Source organism: Paraburkholderia ultramafica, assembly GCF_902859915.1.
In the GTDB taxonomy this organism is placed as follows: domain Bacteria; phylum Pseudomonadota; class Gammaproteobacteria; order Burkholderiales; family Burkholderiaceae; genus Paraburkholderia; species Paraburkholderia ultramafica.
This window is the reverse complement of sequence record NZ_CADIKK010000050.1, coordinates 1-15831: the sequence shown is the minus strand read 5'-3', so window position 1 is coordinate 15831 and position 15831 is coordinate 1. Positions and strand designations below refer to the sequence as shown.

General features: G+C 63.6%; 8 protein-coding genes and 2 pseudogenes. 4 read left to right on the top strand and 6 right to left on the bottom strand.

Annotated features, from left to right (window positions below; genetic code table 11):
- Positions 1 to 103 precede the first annotated feature (103 nt).
- From HV744_RS32865 to HV744_RS32845, 5 genes are all read right to left on the bottom strand, one after another.
- A complete protein-coding gene (locus HV744_RS32865; protein ID WP_175153479.1) occupies positions 104 to 1963 on the bottom strand; it encodes a TRAP transporter large permease in 1860 nt (619 codons plus the stop codon).
- A gap of 4 nt (positions 1964 to 1967) precedes the next feature.
- Entirely contained in the window at positions 1968 to 3011 is a 1044-nt protein-coding gene (locus HV744_RS32860) for a TRAP transporter substrate-binding protein (protein ID WP_175153478.1), read from the bottom strand.
- 158 nt (positions 3012 to 3169) lie between these two features.
- Positions 3170 to 3934, bottom strand: coding sequence for an SDR family NAD(P)-dependent oxidoreductase (locus tag HV744_RS32855; RefSeq protein ID WP_175153477.1), 765 nt, complete (start codon positions 3932 to 3934; stop codon positions 3170 to 3172).
- Positions 3935 to 4030: 96 nt separating this feature from the next.
- The gene (locus tag HV744_RS32850) at positions 4031 to 5029 is read right to left on the bottom strand and encodes a transketolase family protein (protein ID WP_175153476.1); all 999 of its coding nucleotides are present in this window, start codon (positions 5027 to 5029) and stop codon (positions 4031 to 4033) included.
- Positions 5026 to 5886 (bottom strand): transketolase, encoded by an 861-nt coding sequence (locus HV744_RS32845; RefSeq protein ID WP_175153475.1) that lies wholly within the window; start codon positions 5884 to 5886, stop codon positions 5026 to 5028. The genes HV744_RS32850 and HV744_RS32845 overlap by 4 nt, the downstream gene beginning before the upstream one ends.
- Before the next feature lie 122 nt (positions 5887 to 6008).
- On the opposite strand from HV744_RS32845, the gene gcvA reads away from it, so the two are divergent.
- Together gcvA and HV744_RS32835 are read left to right on the top strand one after the other, a co-directional pair.
- On the top strand, positions 6009 to 6902 hold the full coding sequence (gene gcvA / locus HV744_RS32840; RefSeq protein ID WP_175153474.1) for a transcriptional regulator GcvA: 894 nt from the start codon (positions 6009 to 6011) through the stop codon (positions 6900 to 6902).
- Positions 6903 to 7155: 253 nt separating this feature from the next.
- Entirely contained in the window at positions 7156 to 7881 is a 726-nt protein-coding gene (locus tag HV744_RS32835) for a haloacid dehalogenase type II (protein WP_175153473.1), read from the top strand.
- A 57-nt stretch (positions 7882 to 7938) separates the two neighbouring features.
- Here the strand turns inward: HV744_RS32835 and HV744_RS32830 are convergent.
- Positions 7939 to 8118, bottom strand: a pseudogene (locus HV744_RS32830) (aldehyde dehydrogenase family protein); the annotation flags it as partial.
- 83 nt (positions 8119 to 8201) lie between these two features.
- On the opposite strand from HV744_RS32830, the pseudogene HV744_RS32825 reads away from it, so the two are divergent.
- Both HV744_RS32825 and HV744_RS32820 read left to right on the top strand, forming a co-directional pair.
- Positions 8202 to 8741: pseudogene (locus HV744_RS32825) on the top strand (glycosyl hydrolase 53 family protein); the annotation flags it as partial.
- Positions 8742 to 9015: 274 nt separating this feature from the next.
- Positions 9016 to 15831: two-partner secretion domain-containing protein (locus HV744_RS32820; RefSeq protein ID WP_175153472.1), on the top strand; the 6816-nt coding region annotated here is incomplete at its 3' end.

Here is a 15831-nt window from a genome sequence, read left to right as displayed (position 1 = left end):
CCGGCAAAGCGGGCGGCGGCAATCGGACAAATGGGACGGGCGGCAAGAACGTCGCGCGAGAACGGCCGCATCGCAGACTCTGGCCGCTTCGCGCGTCAGCGGCTCAACGCAGGAAGCCGGTCGAAATCCACGGCACGGCGGCCACGATAATCAGTCCGACCATCAATGCGGCGATGTAGCCGAGAATCGGCTTCATGCCTTCGTCGGGATGGATGCGGCTCACCGCGCAAGCGGAGTAGTAGCCGACGCCGAACGGCGGCGCGAACAGACCCACGCCCATCGACAGAATCACGACCATCGCGTAGTGCACGTCGTGGATGTGCATCGCCCGTGCGATCGGGAACATCAGCGGGCCGAACAGCACGATCGCCGGAATGCCTTCGAGCACGCTGCCGAGAATCACGAACACGCAGATCGACGCCGCCATGAACATCGCCGCGCCGCCCGGCAAACCACCCAAGGTTTGCGCGAGCTGGCCCGAGAAGCCGGACTGCGTCAACGCCCACGCCATCGCGGTCGCCGCGCCGATGATCAGCAGGATCGCGCCGGACAGCGTCGCGGTATCGATCAGCATCGGCTTGAGCCGCTTCCACTCGAAACGGCGATAGATCAGCAGGCTCGCCACCACTGCATAGGCGATGCCGATGGTGGAGACTTCGGTGGCGGTCGCGATGCCTTCGACCACCGCCGCGCGAATCACGAACGGTAGCGCGAGTGCCGGGAACGCGATCAACAGCTTGCGCAGAATCTCGCCACGGCTCGCGCGCTTGACGCTCGACAAGTCATCGCGCCGGTAGCGCCACTGCACCACGATGCACAGCGTGATCGCCAGCACGATCCCCGGCAGCATGCCGCCCGTGAAGAGCGCCGAGATCGACACGCCGGTGACCGAGCCGAGCGTGATCAGCACGAGGCTGGGCGGAATCGTCTCGGTCTGCGCACCGGTCGCCGCGAGCAGCGCGACCAGATCGCCGGGTTTCGCGCCGCGCGCTTTCATCTCCGGAAACAGCACCGGCGCGACCGCCGCCATGTCCGCGGCTTTCGATCCCGAGATGCCGGACACCAGATACATCGCGCCGACCAGCACATACGACAGACCGCCGCGCACATGGCCCAGCAGACTCGCGAGGAACGCGATCATCGCCGTGGCCATGCCGGTCATCTCGATCAACTGGCCGAGAAACACGAAGAGCGGCACTGAGAGCAGGATCAGATGCGACATGCCTTCGTCCATGCGGCCGACCACGACCGGCATCGGCGTATTGGTGGTCAGCGCGAGGTAGCCGAAAGTCGCGAGTCCGAACGAAAACGCGATGGGCACGCCGCTCAATACGCCGAGCGCCACCAGCCCGACGAAAAAGATCAGCAGATTGATATTGCCGAGATCGCGCAACACTGGCCCGAGCGCGATAAAGATGCCGACCAGCGCGCCGACTGTGGCGACCGCGCCCAGCACGAGGCGCCAGTCGCCCATGCGCGCGAGCCGTACCACGGCGACCAGCAGCATCAGCGCCGAGCCGATCGGCAACGCGGCCGCGCGCCACGAATTCGACAGTTCGAGCGCGGGCGTGGTGATGAACGACTCGTCCTGCGCGAAGCTGATGGCGGGGCCGATCACCATCGCGAGAAACGCGATCGGCGCGGCGATCGCCACCACGTCGAGAAAGGCGCGCACGCCCGGCGGCGCCATGCCGACCAGCGCCGTCATCCGCATGTGCTCGCCGCGCCGCAACGCGATTACCGCGCCGAGCATCGCGAGCCACAGGAACAGCATCGACGCGAGTTCGTCGGACCAGACGAGCGGCGAGTGGAGAATGTAGCGGCTCGTCACGCCGGCCAGCAGCACGAAGATTTCCGCCAGCACCAGCAACGCGGCGGGAATCTCCACCAGATGCCCGAGCGCGGAATCGAGCGCGCAGGCGAACCGATGCTGCGCCTCGTGCGAATAGGAGATCGTGATCATCGCATTACCCCAGTTTTCCGACGGACTTCTCCAGCAGGCCCCATGCCTCCTCGCCGTATTTGCCCCGCCAGTCGCGATAGAAGCTCGTCTTGGCCAGCGCGCCGCGGAACGCTTCGCGATCGACGTCGATGAAGGTGATGCCCTTCGTTTTCAACTGGTCGCGCAGCGAGTTGCTCAGCTTCGCGATATCCGCGCGTTGCAGCATCGCGGCCTTTTCGAATTCACGCGTGACGATAGCGCGAAGGTCCGCCGGCAAGCGTTCCCACGCGGCGCGGTTGCCTAGAATCCAGTAACCGTCCCACACGTGCGACGTGAGGCTGATGTACTTCTGCACTTCGTAGAGCTTGGCGGTGGCGATGATCGGCAGCGGATTCTCCTGGCCTTCGACCACGCCGGTCTGCAACGCCGAATACAGTTCGTTGAAATTGATCGGCGCGGGGCCCGCTTCGAGCGCCTTGAACAGCGAGGTCAGCATCGGCGCTTGCGGCACGCGGATCTTGAAGCCTTTCAGGTCGGCCGGCGCACGCAGCGCGCGCGTCGATGAACTGATCTGGCGGAAGCCGTTGTCCCAGACCTTGCTGACCGACACGATGCCCGACTTGGCGATCTGTGCGCGGATGTAGTTGCCGAGGTCGCCGTCCATCGCCGTCCAGACCGCGTCGTAGTCCTTGAACGCGAAGCCTGTGTTGACGATGCCCGCAGCGGGCGTGAGCGTCGCCAGAATCGACGACGCCTGATTGAAGAACTCCACGCCGCCGTTGCGCACCTGCGAGAGCAGGTCGGTGTCGGAGCCGAGCTGGTTCTGCGGAAACAGCTTGATATCGAGGCGGCCGTTGGTCGCTTCACGAATGTGATTGATCGCCTCTTGTGCGCGGATGTTGACTGGATGAGTCGGGTCCTGGCCGGTGGCGAGTTTGTACGAAAACTCGGGCGCCGCCAGCGCGCGCCGCGAGACGCTCCATAACGGCGCGGCGGCGGACAAGGTCGCGCCGGCTTTCAGAAAGTCGCGGCGGCTGATGCCCTTCGGGGCGTTCGAACGGGTAGTCATGGTGTCTTCCTCCAATATGGCGTGTCGTTATGGTTGTCGAATCTCGCAGCGCGGCGGCTGCACGTGTTGCGCGCCGCGCCCGTTTGTTCTCTGCTGCGTGCCGGGTCTCCATCGCCGCCGCCGGCCTCCCGCCAGACGGCTCGTCCTGCCGGAGCGTTTTAGCCGTGAATCAGCATACCGCCGTTCACGTCGATCACCGCGCCCGTGATATACGACGACAACTCCGACGCGAGGAACAGGAATGCGCCGGCCACATCGTCGGGCACGCCCAGACGATTGAGCGGAATGCCGGCGAGAATCTCGCCGCGTTTGTCGTCGCTGATCTTGCCCGCGTTGATGTCGGTCTGGATCAGGCCGGGCGTCACGCAGTTCACGCGGATGCCGTCATTGCCGAGTTCGCGCGCCATCGCTTTCGCGAGACCCAGCACGCCGGCTTTGGCCGCCGAGTAGTGCGGGCCGCCGAGAATGCCGCCGCCGCGCTGCGCCGATACCGACGACATGCAGCCGATCGACCCGCTCTTCTGTTTTTTCATCTGCGGGACGACCGCTTGCGACAGGTACAACACGCCACGCAGGTTGACGTCGAGAATCCGGTCCCAGCTTTGCGGATCGATCTCGAGAAATTTGGCCGGCTGCGTGATGCCAGCGTTATTGATCAGGATATCGATCGAACCGAGATCGGCGATGGTCCGCTCGACGGCGGCCTGGCACGCGCCGCGATCGGTGACGTTGCACGCATAGCCGCGATGCTCCGGGCCGATCGACGCGGCGGCTTCCACGGCGGCATTTTCGTCGAGATCGAAAATGGCGATGCGTGCGCCGTGTGCCGCGAACTTGCGGGCGGTCGCCATGCCGATGCCGCGCGGCGACGCGCCGCCGGAAATAACGGCGACCTTGCCGTCGAGAAGACGTGACTCTGACATGATGCGGATCTCCTGAATGGGGTGGTTATGCGTTGCTACGGGTCTGGTTATCGGTGACTATGCGTGGCTGCTATACGGACGGATGCGTACCGCTCCTCAACGCAGCCAGCCTTTGATCGTGTCGCACATCGCGTCGGTCGAAATGCCATAGCGGTCGTGCAGCGTCGGCAGTGCGCCCGCGTCAAGAAACGCATCGGGCAGGCCGATCTGGCGGAACGGCGGCGTGACGCCGTTGGCCAGCAGCACGGCGGCCACCGCTTCGCCAAGCCCGCCGATCACCGTATGGTTCTCCGCGACGATCACGAGACGCCCCGTGCGGCGCGCTTCACGCAGCAGCGTGACGGTGTCGAGCGGCTTGATGGTCGGCACATGCAGCACACCCACGTCGACGCGGTCGGCGGCGAGCGCCCTGGCGGTTTCGAGCGCGCGCATCGTCATGATTCCGGACGAGATGATCAGCACTTCGGCGCCGTCGCGCAGCAGCTTCGCTTTGCCGAGTTCGAACTGGTAGTCGTATTCGTCGAGCACGACCGGCACGTTGCCGCGCAATAGCCGGGCGTAGACAGGGCCGCGATGATCGGCGATCGCCGGCACCATCTGTGCGATTTCGAGCGCATCGCACGGATCGATCACCGTGAGGTTCGGCATCGCGCGAAACAGCGCGAGGTCCTCCGCCGCCTGGTGGCTCGGACCGTAGCCGGTGGTGAGACCCGGCAACGCGCAGACGATCTTGACGTCGAGGTTGTCCTCGGCAATCGCCTGATGGATGAAGTCATACGCGCGCCGCGCGGCGAACACCGCGTAGGTGGTGACGAACGGTTGCGCGCCTTCGTGCGCGATGCCGGCGGCCGCGCCCATCAGCAGTTGCTCGGCCATCCCCATCTGGTAGTAGCGCTCGGGGTATTCCTTCGCGAACAGATGCAGGTCGGTGTATTTGCCGAGATCGGCGGTCATGCCGACCACCTCGGGCCGGTTGCGCGCCAGTTCGACCAGTGCGTGACCGAATGGAGCCGAGCGGGTGATCTGCCCTTCGCCGGCAATCGACGCGATCATCGCCGAGGTTTTCAGACGCGGTTTCAGTGCGGCGGCGCTCATACGTTTCTCCCGGCTTCGAGCGCCTGCAGCGCGAGTTGCCACTCGTGCGCATCGACGCGGATAAAGTGATTCTTCTCGCGCGCTTCGAGGAACGGCACGCCGCAACCCATGCGCGTATCGCAGACGATGATCCGTGGTTGCGCTTCAGGATGCGTGCGCGCCGCGTCGAACGCGGCGGCCACCGCCGCGAGATCGTTGCCGTCCACGCGCTGCACGAACCAGCCGAACGCCTGCAGCTTCTCGACCAGCGGCTCGAACGCCATCACTTTCGACGACGGCCCGTCGGCCTGCTGATTGTTGACGTCGACCATCGCGATCAGGTTGTCCAGTTGCCAGTGCGCGGCAGACATCAAGCCTTCCCACACCGCGCCTTCGTCGAGTTCGCCGTCGGAGAACAGCGTGTAGACGCGTGCGTCCGAGCCTTTGCGCTTCAACCCGAGGCAGCGGCCGACCGCGATCGTCAGTCCTTGCCCGAGCGAGCCGCCGGACATCTCCATGCCGGGCGTGTAGCTCGCCATGCCGGACATCGGCAGACGGCTGTCGTCGCTGCCGTAGGTCTCCAGTTCTTCGTCGGCGATGATGCCGGCCTCGATCAGCGCCGCGTACAGCGCGATCGCGTAGTGGCCGTTCGATAGCAGGAAGCGATCGCGGCCCTCCCAGTCGGGATCGTCGGCGCGATAGCGCATCGCGCGGAAGTAGGCGACCGCCAGCACGTCGGCGATGTCGAGCGCCTGGCCGATATAGCCTTGCCCCTGCACCTCGCCCATACGCAACGCGTTGCGGCGAATCTGATAGGCGTGCTCCGCGAGTTCGGCATGCGGCGCGGTTTCGCTAATGTTCACTGTTTGTCTCCTCATGAGTCTCTTTGCAGGGACCGCATCGACATCGCGGCCAGTGACTCAAGCGTAAACTCACGGCCGCACGCGCTCAAACGAATTAAGATAGTCGATGGATGAATTGAATTCACGTTGATGCTGCCATGCACAATCGCGTCACTCTCAAGTCGATACAGGCATTCGAAGCCGCCGCGCGGCTGTCTTCGTTTGCGCTCGCAGCAGAAGAACTGTTCGTGACACCGTCGGCGATCAGCCATCAAATCAAGTTGCTCGAAGAGCAATTGAACATTCGTCTGTTCCATCGACTGCATCGCACGGTGCTGCTGACGGACTCGGGGCGGCAATACGCAGAGGAAATCACCTCGGCGTTCGCGCGCATCGATGCAGCCACTCGCGAGATCGGCCGCGTCGCGAAGAGCGACATCCTCACGATCCATTGCACGCCGAGCTTTGCGACGCAGTGGCTGATGCCGCGCATTGCCCGTTTCAGCGCGGCGCATCCGGATATCGACGTGCGTTTGAATGCGTCGTCGGAGGCGGCGGACCTGATCGCGGGGGCGGTCGATATTGACATCCGCTACGGTCCGCGCAAACTGCAACCGGCCGGCACGATGGTGCTGGAATTGCCGTCGGAGACAATCGTGCCGCTGTGCTCACCGGCGCTGATGGCCGGCGACTATCCGCTGCGCAGCGTCGCGGATCTGCAGCACCATCCGCTGATTCACAGCGAGGGCTGTCTGGTTGGCTGGCGTGACTGGATGCGCCTGCATCGCAAGACACGGCTCGATATCGGGCGCGGGCCGCGCTTCGACCGTTCGTTCATGGCGCTGAGCGCGGCGGTCGACGGCCTTGGCGTGTGCCTCGAGAGTCTGCTGCTGGCGCAGCGTGAACTGGAAACGGGGCGGCTGGTTGCGCCGCTCGGACTGGATGGACTCAACGTGCACGGCTATACGCTGAATCTGTTGAAGTCGCGTGCTGACTTGCCGAAGCTGCGCAGCTTTCAGGATTGGCTGTTTGCGGAGCTTGAGAATTCATGAACCGTTGAATGGAAACAGGTGAACGGAACCGCGGGCCTAATACCTGGGCGAGATATGTTTATCGAAATCGATTCATTCCCATGGCTAGTGACGGCCGTTACGCTTGCGGATCAATCGCACGTGAGGTCATATGGCCACATCTGCTTTGGCGCGACGCCTGTGCGCTGCGCCGGGTGAGCGGCTTGCGCTCTTTCACGACAACACCGCTGCGTTTTATCGCTTGTAAGTCCGCAAATCTGGTGAGGAAACCCATATGCAATTGACTGACTTCGATACACTGACCTTCGACTGCTATGGCACGTTGATCGACTGGGAGACCGGCATCTTCGAAGGCTTGCGGCCGCTGCTGGAACGCGTCGAGCCGCCGCTCACGCGCGACCAGGTGCTCGAAGCGCATGCGCGGCATGAGTCGTCGCAGCAGAAGTACACGCCTCACCGGCGTTATCAGGAATTGCTGCCGATCGTCTACAAGCGTCTCGCCGAAGAATGGCGGGTGCCGTGCACGCTCGCCGACTGCATCGCGTATGGCAAGTCGATCCAGAACTGGCCGGCATTCGACGATTCGGCCGCGGCGTTGCGCTACCTGAAACAGCACTACAAGCTCGTCATTCTGTCGAATGTCGACAACGAGAGCTTCACCTACAGCAACGCGAAACTGCAGGTCGAATTCGACGCGATCATCACGGCCGAAGACGTCGGTTCATACAAGCCGTCGCCGCGCAATTTCGAGTACATGCTGGAAAAGCTCGGCGAGCGGGGCATCGGCAAAGAAAAGATTTTGCACACGGCCGAGAGCCTGTTCCACGATCACAAGCCCGCGAACGAGTTCGGTCTGGCGTCGTGCTGGATTTATCGCCGGCACGCGAAGCAGGGCTTCGGCGCGACGATGGATCCGGGCTCGCAGCCGAAGATCGACTTCCGCTTCAACAGCATGGCCGATCTTGTGAAGGCACATCAGGCTGCGTTGCGGAAGACGTAACGGTTGAACGGCTACCGTCGCGTTCGGACCATGAAGCGGCGCGTTCAGCGGCTGAGCGCCGAACGGCGCCGCTTCGCTCGACACCGCCCCCTCGTTGATGCCGATCACGCCCGCTTCGAGTTGTCCGGCCACACGGTCGATACGCCGCACGTCCTGCGTGTAGAAGTAAGCGGCGAGGCCGAACGGCGTGTCGTTGGCGAGGCGGATCGCCTCGGCTTCGTCGCCGAAACGGAACAGCGTGCCCATCAGCATCATCCCCGCCTTGCCGTTGACGAGGAATGGTGCGATCGAACGGCGCGAAGTTTTACGAGCATGGCGAGCAGCTCGACTGTCTGCGGATTCTGAAGCGCCACGGTGTCGACTCGATTCGTATCAAGGTCTGGAATGATCCTGGCAATCCGAACTATTTCCCGGCCGATCAAAGTCCCGCAGCCGGCTATAACAATGCCGAACATGCGCGAGTGCTGGCGCGCCGCGCGGCCGCGCTCGGCATGCCCGTGCTGATCGACTTCCACTACAGCGACTGGTGGGCCGATCCGGGCAAGCAGTATCCGCCGCATGAGTGGGCCGGCAAGGACATCACGCAGACCTGCGCGCTGTTGGCCGAGTACACGTCGAATGTGTTGAAGATGCTCAAGCGTGACGGTGTTTATCCAGAGTGGGTGCAGATCGGCAACGAAATCACCGGCGGCATGTTGTGGCCGCTCGGCAAGTACGACCAGTTGGACAATCTCGCGCTGCTGTTGAAGGCCGGACATGACGCGGTCAAATCCGTCGACGAGCGCATCAAGGTCATGCTGCATATCGACAGCGGCGGCAACAACGCGACGAGCCGCTGGTGGTTCGACAGCGCGACGCAACCGCATACGGATGTCTGGCAGAGGCGTCTTGCCGCGAGATTCGAAGGTTCATTCACTTCCCGCCATTTGCGCCCGCTCCATGCGGGCGTCATCTTGTAGCTTGAATAGCCGAACTGCTACGGCTAGTGAGCACGCCTTGCAACTCACCACGTCTATCGGACAAATACGATTTTTCAATAACTGTCGTTTCCCCACATCGGATTGACACTTGTTGACGATTGCCTGGCCCGGCCCGGGATACTTTCCAGCCGATTAAAAGCAATCGTCACAAAAAATGAATATGAATACGTTCCGGCTGATATACAGCCGGGTCCGGGGCATGCTGGTCGCGGTCGCAGAAACCGCCACCGGATCGGGAAAGACAGATTCGGCTGAGACCACGGGGCACAATCCGGCGCGATGCATTTCCCTGTTTTCGATGCGGCTCGCGGCTTTTGCCGTGCTAGTGCTGTTTGGTGTAGCGCCTTCGCTGGTTGATGCACAGGTGATCGCAGCGGGCGCGCATACGCCGACCGTGATCCAGACCGCGAACGGGCTGCCACAGGTCAACATTAACCGTCCGTCAGGCGCGGGTGTCTCGGTCAATACGTATTCGCAGTTCGACGTTCAGAAGCCCGGCGTCATCCTGAACAACTCGCCCGCCATCGTGCAGACGCAGCAGGCGGGCATGATCAACGGCAATGCCAATCTCTTGCCGGGTCAGTCCGCGCGGATCATTCTCAACCAGGTCAGTAGCAGTTCGCCGAGTCAGATGCGCGGCTATCTCGAAGTCGCGGGCAGTAAAGCCGAAGTCGTGATTTCCAATGGTTCGGGCATCGTGGTTGACGGCGGCGGCTTCATCAATACCACGCGCGGCATCCTCACCACCGGCACGCCGCTACTCGATGCGAGCGGCAACCTGACGGGGTTCAGCGTCACGGGCGGCAATATCACCGTGCAAGGTGCGGGACTGAACGCGACCAACGTGGATCAGGTGGACTTGATCGCCCGTGCTGTGCAGGCGAACGCGGCAATCTATGCGAACTCCCTGAATGTCGTCACCGGTGCAAACCAGGTCGATCACGATACGCTCGCGGCAACGCCTATTGCCGGTAACGGCGTGCCACAAGGCGTATCCATCGACGTAAGCCAGCTTGGCGGCATGTACGCGAATCGCATCATGCTGGTGGGCACCGAGAACGGTGTAGGCGTATCGAATGCGGGCGTCATTGCGGCGCAGGCGGGCGACCTCACGCTGACCACGGCAGGCAAGCTGGTTCTCACCGGCAGCACGAACACGACCGGCAACCTGTCGGTGTCCGCGGCGGGCGGCGTGGACAATAGCGGTACGACCTATGCGCAACAGTTCGTCACGGTCAATACGCCGGGCACCCTCACCAACAGCGGCACGCTGGCGGCACAGAACGGCCTGACCATCAACGCGGGCAATGTCGCATCGACCGGCACGCTCGGCGCTGGTGTGAATAACGATGGCTCGGTCGGTAACTCGGGCGACCTCAATGTTTCGACGGCCGGGCAGCTGAACGCGACCGGCGAGAACGTGGCGGGCGGTAACGCAACGCTCTCGGGCAGCGGCATCAATCTCGCGGGTAGCGAAACGGCGACGAACGGTAACGTATCGCTGAAGGCAACTGCCGGCGACCTGAACCTCGCGGGCGCGACGACGAGCGCAGGCGGCTCGGTCATAGCGAACGCAGCGGGGACGCTCGACAACGACGGTGGCTCGCTGACGGGCGGCGTCGTAACGCTCAGCGCGCGCAACCTGTCGAACCAGGGCGGTGAAATTTCGGCGCAAGGTCCGCTTGTCGTGCAGACCTCGACGCAGGCGTCCGGCCTGATCGCAAACCAGGGCGGCTCGATTGTCTCGCAAGGCACGATGCAGGTCAGCGGCGGCGCCATCGCGAACAACCAGGGGACGATACAGAGCGCCGCCGGTCTGTCGGTAGCCGGGTCGTCGCTCGACAATACCGCAGGCCGCATTACGTCACTGAACGGCGATGGCCTTTCGGTCACGACGACGGGCCAGCTTGTGAACGCGGCGGGTACGACCGCAACCGGCGCACAGGGCGGCGTCATCGGCGGCAATGGTGCTGTTGCGGTGCAGGGCGGGAGCATTGCCAACCAGGGCGCGATATCGGCACAGACGAACCTTGAGGTTTCCGGGCAATCGGTTGACAACAGCGGCGGCTCGCTCGGCGCGTCAGGCAATACGACGGTCAATGCCGGTTCGCATCTGACCAATAGCGGCGGGTCGATTGCGGCAGGCCAGACGGTGACGGAGAGCGCGACAACGCTCGACAACAGTGCGGGAACGACGCAGGCCGCGCAGGTATCGCTCAACGCGACAAACCTCGTCAATCACGCGGGAACGATTACGCAGACGGGCAGCGGGCCGATGAACGTTGCGGTATCGGGCACGCTCGACAATTCGGCGGGCGGCACGCTGCAAACCAACAGCACGGATTTGACGCTTGCGCCCGCCACCCTCGACAACGATGGCGGCACGATTACCCACGCGGGCATCGGTACGCTGACGCTTGATGCGGGCCACGGCGCGGGGGCAATCTCGAACGCGGGCGGCACCATCCAGAGCAACGGGCGGGTCGTCGCCCAGGCCGGTGCGTTCGGCAACGCGGCGGGTCTGGTTCTCGGCCAGACGGGTCTTGCGGCCACGGTCGGAAACACGCTCGACAACTCGAACGGCAGGCTGCTTTCGAATGCGGACCTGAGCCTCGCGAGCGGCACGCTGAACAATGATGGCGGCCAGATCGGCGCAGGCTCGAACGAAACCATCCAGAGCGGATCGCTGACGAATAGCGGCGGTTCGATTGTCGCGCCGAACCTCTCGGTAACGGCCGGTAGCACGCTCGACAACAGCAACGGCGATATCGAGGCGAACCAGCTCGCGCTCGGCGCGACGGATCTCCTCAATCACGGCGGCACGATCACGCAGTATGGCGCGTCGCCGATGGGCGTCAACGTCAGCAATACGCTAGACAACTCGAACGGCGGGACGATCCAGACGAACAGCACGGACCTGACGCTCGCACCCGCTACCCTCAACAACGATGGCGGTACGATCCTCGACGCCGGAACGGGAACCCTGACGATTGCGCCGGGCAACAGTGCGGGCTCCCTATCAAACGTAGGCGGAAAGATCATCACTGCCGGCCAGATCGCGGCGCAGGCCGGGAGCCTCAACAACGCGGGCGGCGTACTCGCCGCGCAAGGGAACATCGCAGCGAGCATCGCGGGCGATGTGAACAACTCGCAGGGCGCGATACGCTCGCTTTCGTCCCTGTCGCTCGCGAGCGGCGGCGTGCTGACGAATACGAACGGACAGATACAGTCCGGCACGGGCACGGCGGCCGATACGAGCGCGCTTGCGATTCAGGCCGCGTCCGTCGACAACACGGGCGGTCTCGTCAGTAACCTCGGTACGGGCAATACGACAGTCCAGGGCGGCAGGCAGACCATCAACAGCGGTGGCGTCATGACGGGCAACGGAAACGTCGCCGTCGATACGTCATCGCTTGCCAATACACAGGGCGGCCAGGTGAGCGGGGCGAGCGTCGCGGTTCAGGCCGATACCGTCGACAACAGCGGCGGCGAGATCGGCAGCTTCGCGGGTTCGACCGGCGACGTTGCCATCACGACAACCGGCGCGATTACGAATACGAACGGGCAGATCGGCGCGACGCACGACCTGACGCTGAATGCAGCGGCACTCACGGGCGGCGGCGCATACAGCGCCGCCAACGACGTGGCGGTGAACGTTCAGGGCAACTTCGCGCCCACCCCGGATCTGCAATTCAGCGCCGGTCACGACCTGACCTTTACCCTGCCCGGCACGTTCAACAACGGTGCGATGCTGGAGGCGGTCAACAACCTCGGCATCAACGCGGGCGATATCGAAAACAGCGGCGTCATGATGGCCGGCGGCACGCTCACCACGCACTCGAACACGCTGGAGAATACGGGGGCGATAGTTGGCGGTAGCGTTTCGCTCAACGCAGCGCAATCGATAACGAATGTCGGGCCGACTGCGCTGATCGGTGCGACGGACAGCAACGGCCTGCTCGAACTGCTCGCGCCCGATATCGAGAACCGCGACGACACGACGATGACCGATACGCAGGCGACGACCGCGATTTATGGTCTCGGCAACGTCGTGCTGGCGGGCGGCAAGGATGCGAACGGCAACTATACGAACGCGAATCTCATCCGCAACCAGTCGGCGCTGATTCAATCGGCGGGCGACATAACGCTCGACGCCAATCAGGTCACGAATACGCGGACGACGATGGCGACGACCGGCCTGAATCAGCCGGTTGACCCGTCGCTGCTGGAACAGCTCGGCATCAGCATGTCCGGCTGCACCGCCATCGACATGACCGCGTGCGCCGCGGGAAATCCGTACGTCGGCTGGACCACCGCAGGCGATCCAAACCTCATCGGCGGCGCGTATCCCACGCCCCCACATGGCGGCCAGTGGAACAGCGGCTACCAGTACACGACCTATACGGGCGTGGCGCTCGCGAACCTGATCGCGTCGATCAGCCCGCAGGCGCAGATCATTGCGGGCGGCAACCTGGATGCGTCGCATGTGGGCCTGCTCCAGAACGACTGGAGCGCGGTCGCAGCAGTCGGCAACATTGCCGTGCCCATTACGCTGGACCAGAATAGCTGGCAGGGGCAGACCGCCCCTCAGGTGCAGGTGACTTACTCTGGGTACTATCACTACACGAACTATGACCATAGCATTGCGGACTGGACCTTGCCGTTCGGCAATGCGCCGTTTGTCGGTTCCAATCCGGGCGGCTACCAGGCGGCGCCCGCCGATATCCGTACCTATGCACTCCCGAGCTACGAATCGAGCTTCGTCGCGGGCGGCACGCTTTCCGGTACGGGCGTCAATATCGACAATACAGCCGGCAATGCGGGCGTGCCTTCGCTCGGTCTTGTCCCCGGCCAGTCGCTGGGCGGGGTGAGCGTCGGCGGGGTCAGCGGCAGCGCGGGCGGTACGAAGGGCGGTGCGGCTTCGGTCAACAGTGGGTCGGGGCTCGTTAATCCCGTCATCGCGAGCGCGACGGCGGTCAATGTCCTGAGCAACCTGACGATTCCCCAGGGTGGCCTGTTCCGACCGGATACCGCGCCGAACGCGCCGTACCTGATCGAGACGAACCCGGCGTTTACCAGCCAGAAATCGTTTATCTCAAGCGACTACTATCTCAAGCAGCTCGGCCTGAATCCGCAAAGCGTCGAAAAGCGCCTCGGCGACGGCATGTACGAGCAGCAGCTGGTGCAGAACGAGATTACCTCGCTGACCGGCAAGGCCGTCCTCGGTCCCTATACCGACGTCCAGTCGATGTACGAGTCGCTGCTGGCGGCGGGCGCATCGCTCGCGCAGTCGCTGGACCTGCCGCTCGGCATGAGCCTGTCACCGGACCAGGTGGCGGCACTCACCAGCAACGTGATCATCATGCAGACCCAGGTGGTTGACGGGCAGTCCGTCCTCGTGCCGGTCGTCTATCTCGCGAAGGCGAGCCAGCAGGACATGAACGGACCGCTGATTGCGGCAACCGACATCGATCTGCAGAACGCGCAGACCTTCAATAACAGCGGTACGGTACAGGCAAGCAATACGCTCTCGATCCAGGGCCAGCAGATCGACAACGCTTTCGGTACGTTGCAGAGCGGCGGCCTCATGTCGCTGGCGACGACGGGCAATGTCGACCTGACCTCGGCCACCGTGAACGCCGGGAGCCTCGCGCTGAACGCGGGCGGCGACCTGATCCTCAATACGGCGGCGAATACCGTCAACCAGGTTAGCGCGACGGGTGCGACACGGACCACGACGACGCTTGGGCCCATCGCGAACCTCAACGTGGCGGGCGACGCCGCGATCGTGACGGGCGGCAACTTCGAGCAGAACGCGGGCAGGCTGAACGTGGGCGGCAACCTCGGCGTGGCCGTGGGCGGCAACTACGATCTCGGCTCGGTGCAGACCGGCGAGCACAAGGTGGTCGCGGGCGCGAACGGTGTGTCGGATACCAACCTTAACCAGACGACTGGAAGTTCCGTCAGCGTGGGCGGCGTCTCGCAGATCGGCGTGGGCGGCAACCTGACGGCGACGGGCGCGAATATCAATCTCGGCGGCGGCGGGACGATTGCGGCGAATGGCGACGTGACGCTCCAGGCGGCGAAGACGACCTCGACCGTCGACAGCAACAGTTCGGGCAGCGACAGTCACGGCAGCTATTCGGAATCGCAGCACCGGTCCGCCGATACGCTGAGCGCGACGACACTCAACGCCGGTAACTCGCTCACCGTGGCGTCGGGCAACGATATCAACGTCACCGGCAGCGCGATCAACCTCGACCAGGGGACGGCGACGCTTGCGGCAGCGAACAACGTCAATATCGGCGCGGCCACCGCAACCTATGTCGACAATTCGCAGGAGCAGCATAGTCATAGCAACGTGGTAAGCGGCAAGGAGGTATCGAGTTCGAGCGATACGACCACGACGCTTTCGCAGGGCAGCATGATTTCGGCGGACGGCGTGTCGATTTCAAGCGGCAAGGATATCAACGTCGCGGGCAGCACGATCGTCGGGACGAACGATGTCGCCCTTAGCGCCGTGCATGATGTGAACATCACCACGACGCAGGATACGAGTCAGAGCAGTTCGTTCTATGAGGAAAAGAAGTCGGGATTCGGCGCGATGAGCGGGGGTGGATTTAGCCTCAACTACGGCAGCAGCGACACGAAGGAGACGACGCACGACAGCAGCGTGACGAACAACGGTAGCCTGGTGGGCAGCACGAACGGCAACCTCACGATTCAGGCGGGCAACACCCTGCACGTAACGGGCAGCGATCTCGTGGCCGCGCAGAACGTTACGGGCACGGCGGCTAATGTCATCATCGATGCGGCCACCAGCACCTCGCACCACGACGAAACCCAGGAAACGAAGCAAAGCGGTTTCACGCTCGGCCTGTCGGGCAGCGTGGGCGATGCGATCAACGGCGCAATTGACCAGACGCAGGCAACCCGCGACAGTGCGAATAGCGGCAACGACCGCGCGGCG